Genomic DNA, 14,495 nt, shown 5'->3' on the forward strand with positions numbered 1-14,495 from the left:
GTAACCTAAAGCATGGAACTAAGCATAACGAATATATCTGTTATGAATGCGGAAGTGTTATGGACCGAGATGAAAATGCGGTTTACAATCTTTTGGCTTTAATTAATTAAAAAAATACAGGGATGGGCTACACCCTTAAACTGTAAGAGTTAGTCACTGTCATTACCCTCTCGTTAGGATATGGGAATACTAATATTGACGGCAGTAAATAAAATTAGGAAAGGAAAAACTATATAATTCTTTCTAACAGTGTAGAAGAATGTACTTAAACTTCCATATTGTTCTACATTTTATATAGCAGATGAATATTGCGCATCCTTTTCGTGAAGGAAATGGGCGGAGTATGCGTTTGTGGCTCGATAATCTGCTAAGAGCTAAATTAGGTAAGATCGTAGCCTGGAATAATATCGATAAAAACGAATACCTGAATGCAATGAAGCGCAGTCCTGTTTCGACCGGTGAACTCAAATATCTTTTGCAAAATAATTTGACGGATGATCTGAGTAAGGAAAGTTTTTTCAAGGGGATCGATGTTTCATATTACTATGAAGGTTTTAATACCTATAAAACTGAAGATTTGAAGTAAAACTCATGCTGTAGGATATTTGTACTCAGATTTTAAAATTTATTTTGCAAATATACTTGACGCACGATCTATTGCATGGTAATATACTAAAGGTCAATATATGATTCTACCTAAGACTCAGGTGGCGCAAGCCTTAATATCCTGCCGAGGAGTAATGTTACGGTTATTCTCTCTGTGTCTTGGTGGACATGGAGCTTTTTTATTTTAAAAGAGTTTCGACACAATGACTAGGAGGTGAATCAATTGAGTAAAGAAATTATCGCTAAAAAAGCTGCGATCGTTGAAGAAGTTGTTGAAAAATTTGAAAAGGCAAGTTCTGTTGTCGTAGTTGACTACCGTGGTTTAACGGTTGAAGAAGTTACTAACTTGCGTAAAGAATTACGTGAAGCAGGCGTTGAAATGCGTGTTATCAAGAACACATACTTGAAGCGTGCTGCTGATAAGGCAGGTTACGAAGGTCTTGATGATACATTCTCAGGCCCTACCGCCGTTGCTTTTGCTGATGAAGATGTTACAGCTCCTGCTCGTATCTTATCTAAATTCGCAGAAGATCATGAAGCTTTGGAAATCAAGGGTGGTATGATCGAAGGCAAGGTCGTTTCCTTGGAAGAGATCCACGCTCTTGCAAAATTACCAAACCGCGAAGGTATGCTTTCTATGTTGCTTTCTGTATTGCAAGCACCAGTTCGCAACTTCGCATACGCTGTCAAGGCAGTTGCCGACAGCAAAGAAGAAGATGCAGCTTAATGCGCGCATCCTGATCGCTTAATTAAAATATATAATTATTATCTACAAAATGGAGGATTTTAAAATGGCCTTAGATACAGAAAAGATCATTGCTGACTTAAAAGAAGCTAGCATTCTTGAATTAAACGACTTAGTAAAAGCTATCGAAGAAGAATTCGGTGTTTCCGCTGCTGCTCCAGTTGCAGCTGCAGGTGCTGCTGCAGGCGCTGCAGAAGAAAAGAGCGAATTTGATGTTGAATTAACAGATCCAGGTGCTGGTAAAGTTAAAGTTATCAAAGCAGTTAAGGATATCACAGGTCTTGGCTTGAAAGATGCTAAGGGCTTAGTTGATGGTGCTCCTTCCGTTATCAAAGAAGGCGTTGCTAAAGAAGAAGCTGAAGAAATCCAAGCTAAACTTGAAGAAGTTGGCGCTAAAGTTACTCTTAAATAAGAGTTTCTCAACTGATTTACTTTCAGTTTGCTAAAAAACGTATCTCTCATTTGAGGGATGCGTCTTTTTTTAGATTTAAATATCTGTTGTGCGCGATTTTGATTGACAGTTCTTGATGTGTGGTCTAAAATATACAAAAAATATTTTAGAATATGCAAAGTACAGATTTTAGAGATTAGGCAAATAAGTTAAGTATTTGCTAGGAAAAAGCTACAATAAAATTATAAGTGAAGAAAAGAGGTCAAAATATGGGTACTTTAGTTAACGGTAAATGGACGCAAAAAAGTTTAGCTCAACTGCGAGCTGAGGGCAAAGATATCCAAGTCGATCCCGGTTTTCGTAATTGGATCACCCCAGATGGTGCAGCGGGGCCAACAGGTAAAGGTGGTTTTAAGGCTGAGAAAGGTCGGTACCATCTGTACGTTTCTTACGGTTGTCCGTGGGCAAGTCGTGCTTTATTGATGCGTGATCTCAAGGGCTTACAGGACTATATCGGCCTCTCAGTCGTTGATCCGGTATTGGGAGCTGATGGGTGGCAATTTAGCGATTTTCCAGGCACGATCGCTGATCCGATCTTTGGGGCCAAATCATTGCCAGAAGTTTACACCAAAGCAAAAGCTGATTACACTGGGATCGCTAGCGTACCGGTCTTGTTTGATAAACAGACGGGACAGATCGTTAATAATGAATCAGCGGACATCATGCGCATGTTAGAGTCGGCATTTGATGAATTGACGGGAGATCACACCGATTACTACCCTGAGGCTTTACGCACCCAGATCGATGAACTAAATGTTTATTGCGATTCGTTTTATGCTAAAGTCAATGCGACGAAAGATGCTAAAACACAGTCTGAATATGAGCAAGCAGTCGCGCAAGTGTTTACGATGTTAGATGATTTAGAACAGCGTTTAGAAGGTCAAGCATATTTGCTTGGCGATGCTCCAGTTGAGAGCGACTGGAAGATATTTGTTTTCTTAGTGCGCTTTGATGTCGTCTTTTATGGCTTATACAAATGTAACCTCAAACTTTTGAGCGACTATCCTAATCTTTGGCGTTATGTTCGTCAATTGTACAATACGCCAGGAGTAGCAGATGCAGTCAACTTTGAGCATATCAAAGTCCATCATTATCGCGGACAATTAGACTTAAATCCATCGGGGATCGTGCCGGTAGGACCAAAAGAAGATTGGAGTTTATAACTTCCCTAGGTCACCTGTTGTGGGTGGCCTTTTTTTAGTGGGGCATATGGTATAATTAAGAAAGTATAAATTACGAGGGGGTTTTACAAAAATGAAGCAAGCGTTTCAGCAGATGAAAAGCTTCGTTGAAAAAAGAGCAACTATTCTGAAATTAATTTTTGTCCTTTCAGTATTGATTTTTGTAACTTTTGAAATCGGAAAGATCTTTCGCGAGGTCGATTGGTATCAAGTTGAACAGGGACTCGCTGATCAATCATTATTTAGTATTATTTTAATGATTGGTGCCGGTGTTATTGCGGTCAGTCCCATGCTATTGTATGATTTTTCGATCGTTAAATTTTTACCAGATAAATACAGCCTGTGGTACATCTTACGCAGTGGGTGGATCACTAATACGGCGACTAATATTGCCGGTTTTGGTGGCTTTTTAGGAGCAGCTTTGCGGGCTGATTTTTATCACAAAAATGCTAGTAAAAAGCAGGTCGTCTATGCGTTATCTAAGATCGCACTGTTTTTATTAGCAGGTCTATCGCTCTATTGTTGGGTCTCACTAGGATTGATCTTTGGCTTTGATCTTGGTCCACATTTAAAGGGCTATTGGCCGTGGCTGATCGGTGGCGGACTGTATTTTCCGATCCTGTTTCTAACGACTAAATTCAAGCAGGGAGATTTTTTTAAGGATCTGACTTTAAAGCGAGAACTGGTCTTGATCTTAGCTTCATTGTTAGAATGGGGTTTTGCAGCGTTATTTTTCATCTTCATCGGTGAACAACTCGGGATACATACGAATTACGCTGCCGTTTTAGCGTTGTATTTTACAGGTTCGGTATTAGGGATCGTCTCCATGGTGCCAGGGGGCTTGGGCTCATTTGATGTCTTCATGATGTTTGGGTTATTGCCGTTTGGTGTCACCACAGAGCAAGCCGTGATCTGGTTATTGTTTTTCCGTTTGTTCTATTACATCATTCCTTTTGGGATCGGGTTGAGCTTTTTTATCCACTATGCGGGCAGTCAAGTCAATCAGAAGTTAAACGGGATCCCAAAGTTGATCTTGCAAAAGACGGCCCATATATTATTGACCGCTTTTCTATATGTCTCCGGGATCTTATTGTTATTAGAAGCAGCTATTCCTAATTGGGCGTATTCAAACTCATTTTTAGCAAAACTATATCCGTACACCTTTTTATTTATCAACCAGTTGACCGATATTGTCTTTGCATTTGCCTTGATCGGGATGGCACGTGGAATCGAAGCTAAGGTCAAAAAAGCCTATTGGCCGACATTGATCATTTTAGGGATCGGGATCGTCAATACTTTATGGCGCGTCTACACGCCAACTTTAGCGATCTTTTTAGGTGTGATCTTAGTGATGGTCGTCTTGTCACGTAAAGAGCTCTATCGCAAGCAACTACGCTATTCGATCATTAAAAAGATCGTAGATGGCTCGATTTTTGCGGGGATCTTCTTCTTGTATGCGATCGTTGGGTTTATCAACTCACCAAGCTATGTGCATCATCATCGCGTGCCAACGATCTTTTTATTCCCGGCACAAAGTATCTGGCTTTCCGGGTTTATCGGCTTATTGATCGCGGCTTGTGTCTTATTATTGATCAGTAACTATTTGTGCAGTGGTAAAGACATTTTTGCAAATACTGGTTTTGATAAAGAACGTGTGCGGGCGGTGATCGAAAAATTTGGTGGTAATGAAGTGAGCCATCTAGCCTTTTTACAGGATAAAGAGTTGTATTTTTACACCGAAGATGGCGAAGATAAACTCTTTTTCATGTACCGGATCAAGACTGATAAATTGATCATCATGGGTGAACCGGTGGGCGATCATGCTTATCTCCAAGAAGCTGTCCAAGCGTTCATGCAAGAAGCGGATAATTATGACTATCAATTGGTCTTTTATGAGATCAACGAGAGCTTCACGATGTTACTGCATGAGTATGGGTTTGATTTTATCAAGACAGGTGAAGAAGGCTTGGTCAAGCTAAGTGAGTTTACGCTTCAAGGTAAAAAGCGGCGGGCGCAACGTGCTTTGATGAATAAATTTGAACGTGAAGGCTATGAATTTACTTTTGCCAAACCACCATTTGATGATAACTTGATGGCTGAACTTCAAGCAGTCTCGGATAGCTGGTTAGGTAAACAAGTTGAAAAGGGCTTTTCACTAGGTTTCTTTGATGAAGCCTACTTAAATGAAGCACCGGTCTGTTTGATCCGTGATGCTTCGGGCAAACTAGTCGCATTTGCTTCGATGATGCCGATGGACGAAAAGACATTATCGATCGATCTGATGCGTCACAGTCAAGATGCACCATCCGGGATCATGGACAAGATCTTTATCAGTTTATTCGAGTATGGTAAAGAGCAGGGCTATGAGTACTTTGATATGGGGATGGCGCCGTTATCAAATGTCGGTGAATCACGCTTTAGCTTTATCGGTGAACGAGTTGCGCGCTTTATCTTTGAATATGGTGATCGCTTCTATGCTTTCCAAGGGTTACGTTCCTATAAGAACAAATATGTCACCAAGTGGAGCGCTAAATATACGGCTTATCGAAAGCGGACTTCATTAGTCGATGCGATGATCTTAGTGACATTGACTGTCAACCAAAAGCATATCAAAAAGGGCACCAGACGCAATTTGCTCTTACCAAGATTTTTACAATAAACATTAAGCATCCAGGCATGTGTCTGGGTGTTTTTTGCTTTCTTTGGCAGTAGTTGTTCAGATATACTTAAAGTGGGAATAAACATAGAAGGGATCGGGGAAAATGAAGGATCTACTGTATTTTATTTGGGTAAATGCAATATTTTTTTGGTTACCGCTAATTATCTTAGGTGCAAGTGTAGTTGGCATAATTGCTTTGATCAGAACTAAAAAGTTACCGCCAATTGCCAAGATCGTACTCGTAATACTTGCGCTCCTTATTCTATGGTACGTGGAATTTTACTTGTAGAATAGAAAGGGTTGAGAAAGATGGACGGTTTTTTACAGCTTATGTTGCTCAAAGTGATATTTTTCTTACCACTCTTAACTATTTTAGTAGCAAGTTTAGTGATTATGCTCATTGTGATCAAAACTAAAAAAATGTCGTCCTTGGCTAAGGTCGGGCTTGTTGTGATCTTTGGCCTTATCAGTTTGCTTATGGTGTATGGAATGATATTTGTGGTTATATTTGGATATAATTCTTAAAATTTGGCTCCAGTTGTTAGCTGGAGTCTATTTTTATTGAATGGATTTGGGGAATTTAAGTTCTGTGCTATAATCTGTAACAAATCAAAGGGGGGAGTGCTTTGTTACAACTACATAAAAATATCAAAATATTTTATTTAGCAACTATTCTGACCACATTAGCGGCATCTTTACCACATGCAGTTTTGACCGTGCTCTTGTTTGCTAAAGGCTTATCATTGACGCAGATCATGCTGGTCCAAGCGACTTATAGTCTGGTCATTTTAGTCAGTGAATATCCCAGTGGCTTATTAGCTGATTTGTATTCTAAAAAAGTTCTCTTTTTATGGGCAAAAGTCTTTTTGATCGGGATGTTTTTGCTAGTTTGGTTAGGTGAAAGCTTTCAGACGATGCTACTTGCTTGGGCGTGCTATGGCTTGGCAATGGCACTTGAAAGTGGGACGCTGGATGCACAACTGATAAATGAACTCAAGCACCAAGATCAAAGCCACCTAGTCGCTAAATTTATCAGTAATACTAATCGTTTGGATCTTATCGGGTTACTGCTGGGCGGGACAATTGGTTCATGGTTGTATTACTCGTTGGGGATAAAGTTTTATTTGGTGAGTGTGAGCTTGACGTTAGTAGCGTTTTTGGCGGTCAGGTATGGTTATCTTGAGGCAAATACTGATATTTCACAGCAAAATTTGAAACAGAGCTTGGTCGCACAAATGGTAACGGGATTTAGCGAACTCAAGCATTCACGGCAGTTACGGCTGATGATCGCCTTGACGATTGCAGGACAATTTTTCTTTCAGGCTCACCACCAACTCTGGCAAGCGTTATTTTTGAAGCAGGGATTTGATAAGGAGCAATTTTATATTTACTATGTTATCTTCCAACTGATAAGTCTTGGTGCCTATAGCTTGCCGGTAAAACTGGACACATCTACGATCAAACGTTGGTATTTGGCATCCATGTTAGGATTAGTGGGTGCGAGTGTGTTTTTAGCATTTACAGTCAAAATGAGTTTTTTACTCAGTTATTTAGTTTTAGTCTTTATCTTCACCCTTTTTGAATATTTCAGCAACGTGCTATTTTCCAAAACAGTTTCACCGACGCATATTTCATCTTTGACTTCATTGCGTTCGAGCTGTGGGCGTCTGGCTTCATTAGCCTCATTGTTGCTGTCGAGTTTACTTTTGACATATCTTTCAGTCAAAAGTGTAGTTTTATTGAATTTTGGTTTGGCGATAATTGCCAGTTTAGGCGTGATCTTTTTAGCGCTCAAGAACAATACAGTTCACAGTAAATAACAAGGGTCCCATTATGATGCGTATCTTTACATCATAATGGGACCCTTGTTATTATATGTTTTTAAAATTCATAATCGCTGTCTTGCATAGCTTCCACGTTACCAAGTAAGTAACCATTACCAACTTGGGAGAAGAAGTCATGATTGGAAGTCGAAGTGGAGATCCCGTTCATAACGACAGGGTTAACATCTTCGGCTGTATCTGGGAAGAGCGGATCCATCCCTAGATTCATCAAAGCTTTGTTGGCATTATAGCGCAAGAAAGTCAAAACATCATCGACCCAGCCAACTTGATCATAGAGGAGATGGGTGTATTTTTCTTCATTTTCGTAGAGATCATACAAAAGTTCATACATCCAACCTTTGAATTCTTCTTGTTCAGTTTCACTCAACTCGTTAAAGCTCAATTGGAACTTGTAACCAATATAAGTTCCGTGAACAGATTCGTCACGTAAGATCAACTTGATGATCTCCGCCACGTTAGCGAGTTTATTATGCCCCAACCAATAGAGTGGTGTGTAAAAACCAGAGTAAAAGAGGAATGTTTCCAAGAATACGGAAGCGACTTTCTTTTGCAAAGGTGTTCCGTTTTGGTAGATATCATTGATCTTTTGCGCCTTGTATTGCAAGATCTCATTTGAATCGGTCCAAGCAAAGATCTCTTCGATCTCTTTAGGTGTATTCAAAGTTGAAAAGATCGAGGAGTAACTCTTAGCGTGTACTGATTCCATAAACTCGATATTGTTGAAGACGGCTTCTTCTTGTTGTGTCCGGATATCTTTTTTAAGCACTGCGACCCCGTCTTGAGATTGCAAAGTATCCAATAATGTTAAGCCCCCAAAGACTTTAGCAACGACATCTTTATCAGCCTCGGAAAATTCCCGCCAGTCCGCTAAGTCGTTTGAAAGGGGGATCCGAGTATCCAACCAAAATTGTTCGGTCAATTTTTCCCAAGTTGCTTTATCGATCTGGTCTTCTAAATTGTTCCAGTTGATTGCTTTATAGTTTTCCATTTTCCAAATACCTCGCTAAATTACACAGCTTTCGCATTCGTTGACCCCGACTTCATCTTGTGTATCGGTAAACGTGCGGACATAGTAGATCGATTTGATCTGTTTATGATGAGCATAGTTACGTAGGATCGAGAGGTCACGGGTCGTCATCTTATCAGTCCGACCATTCTTCCATTCATAAAGCCCGGCTGGGATCGAGGAACGCATAAAGAGCGTCAAACTCATCCCTTGATCAACATGTTGTTGTGCGGCTGCATAAGTATCGATCACTTTACGCATGTCTAGATCGTAAGCCGAAGTGTAGTATGGTAAAGTTTCGTTTGAAAGATATGGTGCGGGATAATAAATTTTACCGATCTTTCTTTCTTGGCGTTCTTCGATCTTGTTGATGATCGGTTGCAGTGAGGCAGTCGTATCATTGATATATGAGATCGAGCCATTTGGTGCGACGGCTAAGCGATTTTGATGGTAAAGGCCATCTTGTTTGACTGCTTGACTCAATTTTTCCCAATCGGCTTTAGTTGGAATGAAGATATCTTTGAATAGTGCTTTGACTTTTTCAGAATGTGGTGTAAAGTCTTCAGTCAAATACTTGGTGAAGTATTTACCATTGGCATAATCACTCTCTTCAAAACCAACAAAGCTAGTTTGGCGTTCTTTAGCGATCTTGTTGGAAGCAACTAAGGTCCAGTAGTTGAGCAACATGAAGTATAAGCTGGTAAATTCCAAAGCTTCTGGTGAACCATAGTGCATTTGGTTTTTAGCTAAAAAGGCATGTAAGCCCATAGCACCAAGTCCGATCGTGTGCGCTTGGTGGTTGCCGTGTTGCACGGATGGCACGACATCGATATCTGAATGATCGGTCACAAAGGTCAAGGCCCGTGTCATGGCTTCGACAGACCGACCAAAATCAGGGGAGTCCATCAAGTTAGCAATATTGGTCGAGCCTAAGTTACAGCTGATATCAGTTCCTAAAACATCATAGCCTTGTTGATTGTTGACTAAAGATGGTGTTTGAACTTGCAAGATCTCCGAGCAGAGGTTGCTGGTGATGATCTTACCTTTGATCGGGTTGGCCTTATTAGCTGTATCGACATTGACAACATAAGGATAGCCAGATTCTTGTTGTAATTTTGAGATCTCTTCTTCGAGCAAGCGAGCAGAGATCTTCTTTTTAGCGATATCAGGATCGTTGACCAGATTATCGTATTCGGCTGTAATATCGACGTAAGAGAACGGTGTACCGTATTTTCTTTCGACATCATATGGGTCAAAGAGATACATATCGGCGTTTTGCTTGGCTAATTCGTAGAACTTATCCGGCACGAGCACACCTAAAGAGAGTGTCTTGACCCGGATCTTTTCATCGGCATTTTCTTTTTTGGAAGCTAAAAAGTCGATGATGTCGGGATGGAAAACATTCAGATAAACGACCCCAGCCCCTTGACGTTGGCCTAACTGATTGGAGTAAGAAAAACTATCTTCGAGTAATTTCATAACAGGTACGACCCCAGAAGCTGCGCCCTTGATCCCTTTGATCGGTGCGCCAGCTGAACGCAGGTTACTCAAGGTGATCCCAACGCCACCACCGATCCGGGAAAGTTGAAGGGCGGAGTTGATCACGCGGCCGATCGAATTCATATCATCAGTAACTTGTAAAACAAAACAAGAAACTAATTCACCGCGGCGAGCTCGCCCAGCATTCAAAAAGCTTGGTGTTGCTGGTTGATAGCGTTGGTGAACGATCTCATCAGCTAGTTGCAGCGCTAATTGTTCATCGCCATCAGCAAAGTACAAAGCATTGATCGCTGCACGATCGATGAAACTTTCCAAGTAATAACTACCATCATCGGTTTTTAGCGCATATTGGGTATAAAACTTGTAAGCTGCCATAAAGGTCTTGAAACGAAAATCAGCTGCTTCTAATTGCGCATAGAGCTTTTCGATGAAGGCAAAATCGTATTTTTGGATAAATTGTGTTTCAAGATAATTATTGTCTAGTAAATAGTCAAAGCGTTCTTTAAGTGAAGCAAAGGTCATCGTATTAGGAATGACGTTTTCCTTGAAAAAGGCGCTCAAAGCTGCTTTGTCTTGGTCGAGTTGGATCTGACCGTTTAAAGGAATATTGACTCGGTTGTTTAGGTCGTAGTACGTAACATTGTTGATATCGATATCTTTAAGACTCAAGTTCATTCACCGCTTCCTTGAAATTTTGGACGTCTGTGGGTGTTCCATTGAATTCAAACGAATAGATCACTGGAACATTAAACTTTTTAGACAAGTTTTTAGCTGTAAAAATAAATAACTCTGCAAAATTACGGTTGCCGGTCCCGACGATCCCTTTTAATGATGCAGCGTTATTTGCGTATTCTAAAAATTCAGTCACAGGGTAAGTGATCTCGTCTTCATAGGTCGGTACGATCAAGACGAAAGGTTCATTTACCATAAAAAGTGGGTCCACTGGATCGATCTCAGTGGCATCGACGGTAGGCCCAAGTTTTTTGATGAAGCGTCGGGTCTGCCCGGTGACGCTAAAATAGATTATTTTCATTGAGCTGCCAGCTTCTTTAAGAGATCAGGCCGAAAACCATTGATGATCGGTGCGTGATCTTGTTCTAAAACTGGAACTGTGCGTAAACCTTTTTCTTTTAGGTAGTTGATATATTCTGGATGATCGGAGATATTATGTTCTCCAAATTCAATATTATTCTCCATTAAAAACTTCTTGGTCATTTTGCATTGGATGCAGTTATCTTTGGTATATAGATCTAAAGCCATCAGAATAAAACCCCTTCTAATTTGATTGTGATATCAGTATACCACAATTTACACAACATGTAGTATAAATTTTGCTCTGCTAATCGCTAGATATTGTGTCATTGGCTCAACCACGCAAAAAACGGACTCAAAATTTTTTTGAGTCCGTAAAGTTATATTTAACTGATATTAGTACCAGCCGTTAGCAAGCCAAAATGACTTAGCTGCTTGCCAAGAACCGTAACGATTTGCAACATAGTTATCAGCTACACGTTCTTGGTTTTCTGGGGAGTAATCTCCACCAAGGTAAGAGTTAGTCAATTGATATTTACCATAATAACGGCCGTTTTGAGCGGTATAAGAACCACCTGATTCAACATTAGCGATCCAAGCTTTAGCACTTGCTTCAGCATCGTTTGATGGAGTTTGTGGAGCAGTTGTTTGCACTTGTTGTGTTTGCTGTTGTGCAGGTTGTGCTTCTTGGACTTGAGTTTGAGCTTGTGGAGCTGCTTGTGCTGGTTGAGCTTGTTGTTGAGCAGCTTGTGAAGCAGCTAAAACGTTGCTACCAAATTCTAAGCGTTGACCAACGAAGATCAAGTTTACATCTTGTAATTTGTTAGCTTGTTGGATCGCATCAATCGTTGTGTTGTATTTAAGGGCTAATTCAGATACTGTATCGCCAGCTTTAACGATAATTTCATCGGCATTTGCTGTTTGGCCCAATGCAACTAAACCAGATAACGCGGCAGCTCCCGTAATAACTTTCTTCATTTCCATAAGTAAACTCTCCTTAAAAAAATATTTAATATTTACTTGCTTTTCATTTATCTACACTAGCAGTATACATTTTTTATATAACATACATATTCCGATAAAATTACAATTTGTCACGTTTATGTAACAAACAGATTAATTATTGTCAAATTCCACAAAAATAGAATCTATATGGGAAAATAAAGCATCTTTTTGAATTTTACTTTTTAAGTTATACTTAAAAGTATCGGAGGTGTGCAGAAATGCCTAAAATTTTGTTAATGAATGCCGGAAGTTCATCAGTTAAATGGAAACTATTTGAATTGACCGATGAATCAGTCGTCGCTAAGGGCTTGGTAGAGCGGATGTTAGCTCCAGGTTCAAAGTTTGAGATCAAATATGGAGATCAGACATATCAAGAAATACAAGATAACCTATCTTATGAAAAAGCGGCTGAAATGATCATTGAAAAGATCCAAGAGTTAGAGATCACATCTTTAGCTGACATTAAATGTGTTGGTCACCGTGTCGTAGCTGGAGGAACTAAATTCACGCAAGCTACTAAGATGGATCAAGCAGCGATCAAAGAAGTCTTAGCTTTGAGTGACCATGCTCCATTACATAATCCAATGGAAGCAAAATACATCGAATTGATGCAACAAGTCATGCCCGATACGCCCCAATATGCGGTCTTTGACAGCCAGTTCTTTACACAAATGCCAGAAGAAAATGCGATCTTTAGTTTGCCATATGAATTGACGCAAAAATATGGGATCAGACGTTATGGTGAACACGGGATCAGTCATGAATATTTGGCGCAAAAGACAGCTGATCTTTTAGAAAAACCGTTGGCTGATCTTAAATTGATAACTTTGCACTTGGGGAGTGGCTCATCTGTTTCAGCTGTTAAAGATGGAAAAGCCTTTGCTAGTTCGATGGGATTCACGCCTTTGACCGGACTAACGATGGGGACCCGAGCTGGGGATGTTGATCCTTCAATCGTGCCATTTTTAATGAAGAAACTCAATAAAACAGCCGATGAAGTTCTTGAGCTCTTTAACCAAAAGTCAGGGCTATTAGGATTGTCAGGCTATTCGGATGACATGCGTGATATCAAAGCTAATCAAGCTGATCAACGTTGCAAGTTAGCTTTAGATGTTTACCTAAATAAGATCGTGTCATATGTCGGAAGTTATTTTGCCCAATTAGGTGGGGCCGATGTGTTGGTCTTTGCCGGTGGGATCGGGGAAAACAACCCATGGTTACGCGCTGATGTTTGCCAACGCTTAGCTTGTTTAGGCGTTCAATTAGACCAAGAGCTAAATGAAGCTAACCATGAAGGTGTGATCTCCACGGAAACTTCAAAAGTCAAAGTGATGCTAGTTCCAACTAACGAAGAGCTCGCAATGGTCCAACAGATCAAGGCCCAACTGGACTAATAATATGTTATAATCAACATATACTGTGTCTCTAATAATTAAGCTGAACGGCAATTAGACAAAATCTGGAGGAATTTATGGAAAAAATGCAAGAAAATGCAAATATCAAGTTATTTGCATTGAATTCCAATCAAGCATTGGCACAAAAGATCGCAGATGAACTGGGGATCAAGTTATGTGATGCTTCAGTCAAGCATTTCAGTGATGGTGAGATCCAAATCAACATCAATGAAAGTGTGCGTGGAGACGATGTGTTCATCGTGCAATCAGTCGCTGATCCGGTTAATGAAAACTTTATGGAATTGATGGTCATGATGGATGCGTTGCGACGCTCCAGTGCTGGTTCGATCAATGCAGTTATTCCTTATTATGGTTATGCACGTGCTGACCGTAAAGCACGTTCGCGTGAACCGATCACAGCTAAGATGATCGCTAATTTCATCACTTTAGCTGGGGCTGATCGAGTTGTGACCATGGACCTACATGCAGGCCAGTTACAAGGCTTCTTCAACATTCCAGTGGATCATTTGTTAGCGATCTACGAACAAGCCGCTTACTTTAAGCAAAAAGGCATTTGTGAAGACGTTGTTGTCGTAGCGCCTGACCATAATAGTGTTAAGGGTGCAAGAAATCTAGCAGATCTCTTGAAAGCACCGATCGCGATCGTTGATAAACGCGATGATACTCGTTTAGATATCGAGAATTCTTCGATCATTGGTGATGTCAGTGGCCATAACTGCATCGTCTTTGATGATATGATCGATACTGGTGGTAAGATGGCCGATGCAGCGGCAGCTTTGGATAAGGCGGGCGCACGTGAGATCTATGCTTGTGCAACGCATCCGGTCTTTTCAGGAAGTGCCGTCGAAGAGTTAGAAGAATCACCATATAAAGAAGTTGTGGTAACAGATACGATCGCGATCCCAGAAAACAAGCAATTCTCCAAGCTAAAAGTTTTATCGATCGCACCGATTTTTGCGAAAGCAATTTCTTTGATCTATCACAATCGTTCGGTAGATAGTTTGTTCAATAACAACGATAATATTTAATGAAAAGGGGTTCTGTTTTAAAC

12 protein-coding genes, 2 pseudogenes and 1 other annotated feature are annotated in these 14,495 nt (G+C 40.4%); of the genes and pseudogenes, 9 read left to right on the top strand and 5 right to left on the bottom strand.

What is annotated here, in order from left to right; translation table 11 throughout:
- The 7 genes and pseudogenes from ABT996_RS06945 to ABT996_RS06975 all read left to right on the top strand — a co-directional run.
- Window positions 1-110 (top strand): annotated as a pseudogene (locus ABT996_RS06945) (zinc ribbon domain-containing protein); the annotation flags it as partial.
- A 191-nt stretch (window positions 111-301) separates the two neighbouring features.
- Window positions 302-586, top strand: a pseudogene (locus ABT996_RS06950) (protein adenylyltransferase Fic); the annotation flags it as partial.
- A 91-nt stretch (window positions 587-677) separates the two neighbouring features.
- Window positions 678-796: a sequence feature (ribosomal protein L10 leader region), on the top strand.
- A gap of 33 nt (window positions 797-829) precedes the next feature.
- Window positions 830-1,333, top strand: coding sequence for a 50S ribosomal protein L10 (gene rplJ, locus ABT996_RS06955; protein WP_004051400.1), 504 nt, complete (start codon window positions 830-832; stop codon window positions 1,331-1,333).
- Between the two features lie 64 nt (window positions 1,334-1,397).
- Window positions 1,398-1,763 carry a 50S ribosomal protein L7/L12 gene (gene rplL, locus ABT996_RS06960; RefSeq protein WP_004051402.1) on the top strand — a complete coding sequence of 122 codons (366 nt, stop codon included), beginning with the start codon at window positions 1,398-1,400 and terminating at the stop codon, window positions 1,761-1,763.
- Window positions 1,764-2,011: 248 nt separating this feature from the next.
- A complete protein-coding gene (locus ABT996_RS06965; protein WP_035448467.1) occupies window positions 2,012-2,965 on the top strand; it encodes a glutathione S-transferase family protein in 954 nt (317 codons plus the stop codon).
- 91 nt (window positions 2,966-3,056) lie between these two features.
- Entirely contained in the window at window positions 3,057-5,642 is a 2,586-nt protein-coding gene (gene mprF, locus ABT996_RS06970) for a bifunctional lysylphosphatidylglycerol flippase/synthetase MprF (RefSeq protein WP_035448465.1), read from the top strand.
- 626 nt (window positions 5,643-6,268) lie between these two features.
- On the top strand, window positions 6,269-7,462 hold the full coding sequence (locus ABT996_RS06975) for an MFS transporter (RefSeq protein ID WP_035448463.1): 1,194 nt from the start codon (window positions 6,269-6,271) through the stop codon (window positions 7,460-7,462).
- A 61-nt stretch (window positions 7,463-7,523) separates the two neighbouring features.
- On the opposite strand, the gene nrdF is transcribed toward ABT996_RS06975, so the two are convergent.
- From nrdF to apf, 5 genes are all read right to left on the bottom strand, one after another.
- Window positions 7,524-8,474, bottom strand: coding sequence for a class 1b ribonucleoside-diphosphate reductase subunit beta (nrdF, locus tag ABT996_RS06980; RefSeq protein WP_035448461.1), 951 nt, complete (start codon window positions 8,472-8,474; stop codon window positions 7,524-7,526).
- Window positions 8,475-8,489: 15 nt separating this feature from the next.
- Entirely contained in the window at window positions 8,490-10,661 is a 2,172-nt protein-coding gene (gene nrdE / locus ABT996_RS06985) for a class 1b ribonucleoside-diphosphate reductase subunit alpha (RefSeq protein ID WP_035448478.1), read from the bottom strand.
- The gene (nrdI, locus tag ABT996_RS06990) at window positions 10,651-11,025 is read right to left on the bottom strand and encodes a class Ib ribonucleoside-diphosphate reductase assembly flavoprotein NrdI (protein WP_035448459.1); all 375 of its coding nucleotides are present in this window, start codon (window positions 11,023-11,025) and stop codon (window positions 10,651-10,653) included. The genes nrdE and nrdI overlap by 11 nt, the downstream gene beginning before the upstream one ends.
- Complete coding sequence (nrdH, locus tag ABT996_RS06995; protein WP_004051414.1) at window positions 11,022-11,252, bottom strand: glutaredoxin-like protein NrdH; 231 nt, start codon at window positions 11,250-11,252, stop codon at window positions 11,022-11,024. Before nrdH ends, nrdI begins: the two co-directional genes overlap by 4 nt.
- 168 nt (window positions 11,253-11,420) lie before the next feature.
- Complete coding sequence (gene apf, locus ABT996_RS07000; protein ID WP_035448457.1) at window positions 11,421-12,008, bottom strand: aggregation-promoting factor; 588 nt, start codon at window positions 12,006-12,008, stop codon at window positions 11,421-11,423.
- A 239-nt stretch (window positions 12,009-12,247) separates the two neighbouring features.
- Here apf and ABT996_RS07005 point away from each other — a divergent pair, with 239 nt between their 5' ends.
- Window positions 12,248-13,423 carry an acetate/propionate family kinase gene (locus ABT996_RS07005; protein WP_035448455.1) on the top strand — a complete coding sequence of 392 codons (1,176 nt, stop codon included), beginning with the start codon at window positions 12,248-12,250 and terminating at the stop codon, window positions 13,421-13,423.
- Between the two features lie 77 nt (window positions 13,424-13,500).
- Complete coding sequence (locus tag ABT996_RS07010) at window positions 13,501-14,472, top strand: ribose-phosphate diphosphokinase (RefSeq protein ID WP_035448453.1); 972 nt, start codon at window positions 13,501-13,503, stop codon at window positions 14,470-14,472.
- Window positions 14,473-14,495 lie beyond the last annotated feature (23 nt).

The organism is Ligilactobacillus sp. RTP31139st1_D10_RTP31139_211217, from assembly GCF_040226755.1.
In the GTDB taxonomy this organism is placed as follows: domain Bacteria; phylum Bacillota; class Bacilli; order Lactobacillales; family Lactobacillaceae; genus Ligilactobacillus; species Ligilactobacillus animalis.

What these genes read in the sequence shown, in the direction of transcription:
- rplL (WP_004051402.1), top strand. Translation starts at nt 1,398, where the DNA reads ATGGCCTTAGATACAGAAAAGATCATTGCTGACTTAAAAGAAGCTAGC.
- nrdH (WP_004051414.1), bottom strand. Translation starts at nt 11,252, where the DNA reads ATGGCTTTAGATCTATATACCAAAGATAACTGCATCCAATGCAAAATG.
- ABT996_RS07010 (WP_035448453.1), top strand. Translation starts at nt 13,501, where the DNA reads ATGGAAAAAATGCAAGAAAATGCAAATATCAAGTTATTTGCATTGAAT.
- nrdI (WP_035448459.1), bottom strand. Translation starts at nt 11,025, where the DNA reads ATGAAAATAATCTATTTTAGCGTCACCGGGCAGACCCGACGCTTCATC.
- ABT996_RS06965 (WP_035448467.1), top strand. Translation starts at nt 2,012, where the DNA reads ATGGGTACTTTAGTTAACGGTAAATGGACGCAAAAAAGTTTAGCTCAA.
- mprF (WP_035448465.1), top strand. Translation starts at nt 3,057, where the DNA reads ATGAAGCAAGCGTTTCAGCAGATGAAAAGCTTCGTTGAAAAAAGAGCA.
- nrdF (WP_035448461.1), bottom strand. Translation starts at nt 8,474, where the DNA reads ATGGAAAACTATAAAGCAATCAACTGGAACAATTTAGAAGACCAGATC.
- apf (WP_035448457.1), bottom strand. Translation starts at nt 12,008, where the DNA reads ATGGAAATGAAGAAAGTTATTACGGGAGCTGCCGCGTTATCTGGTTTA.
- ABT996_RS07005 (WP_035448455.1), top strand. Translation starts at nt 12,248, where the DNA reads ATGCCTAAAATTTTGTTAATGAATGCCGGAAGTTCATCAGTTAAATGG.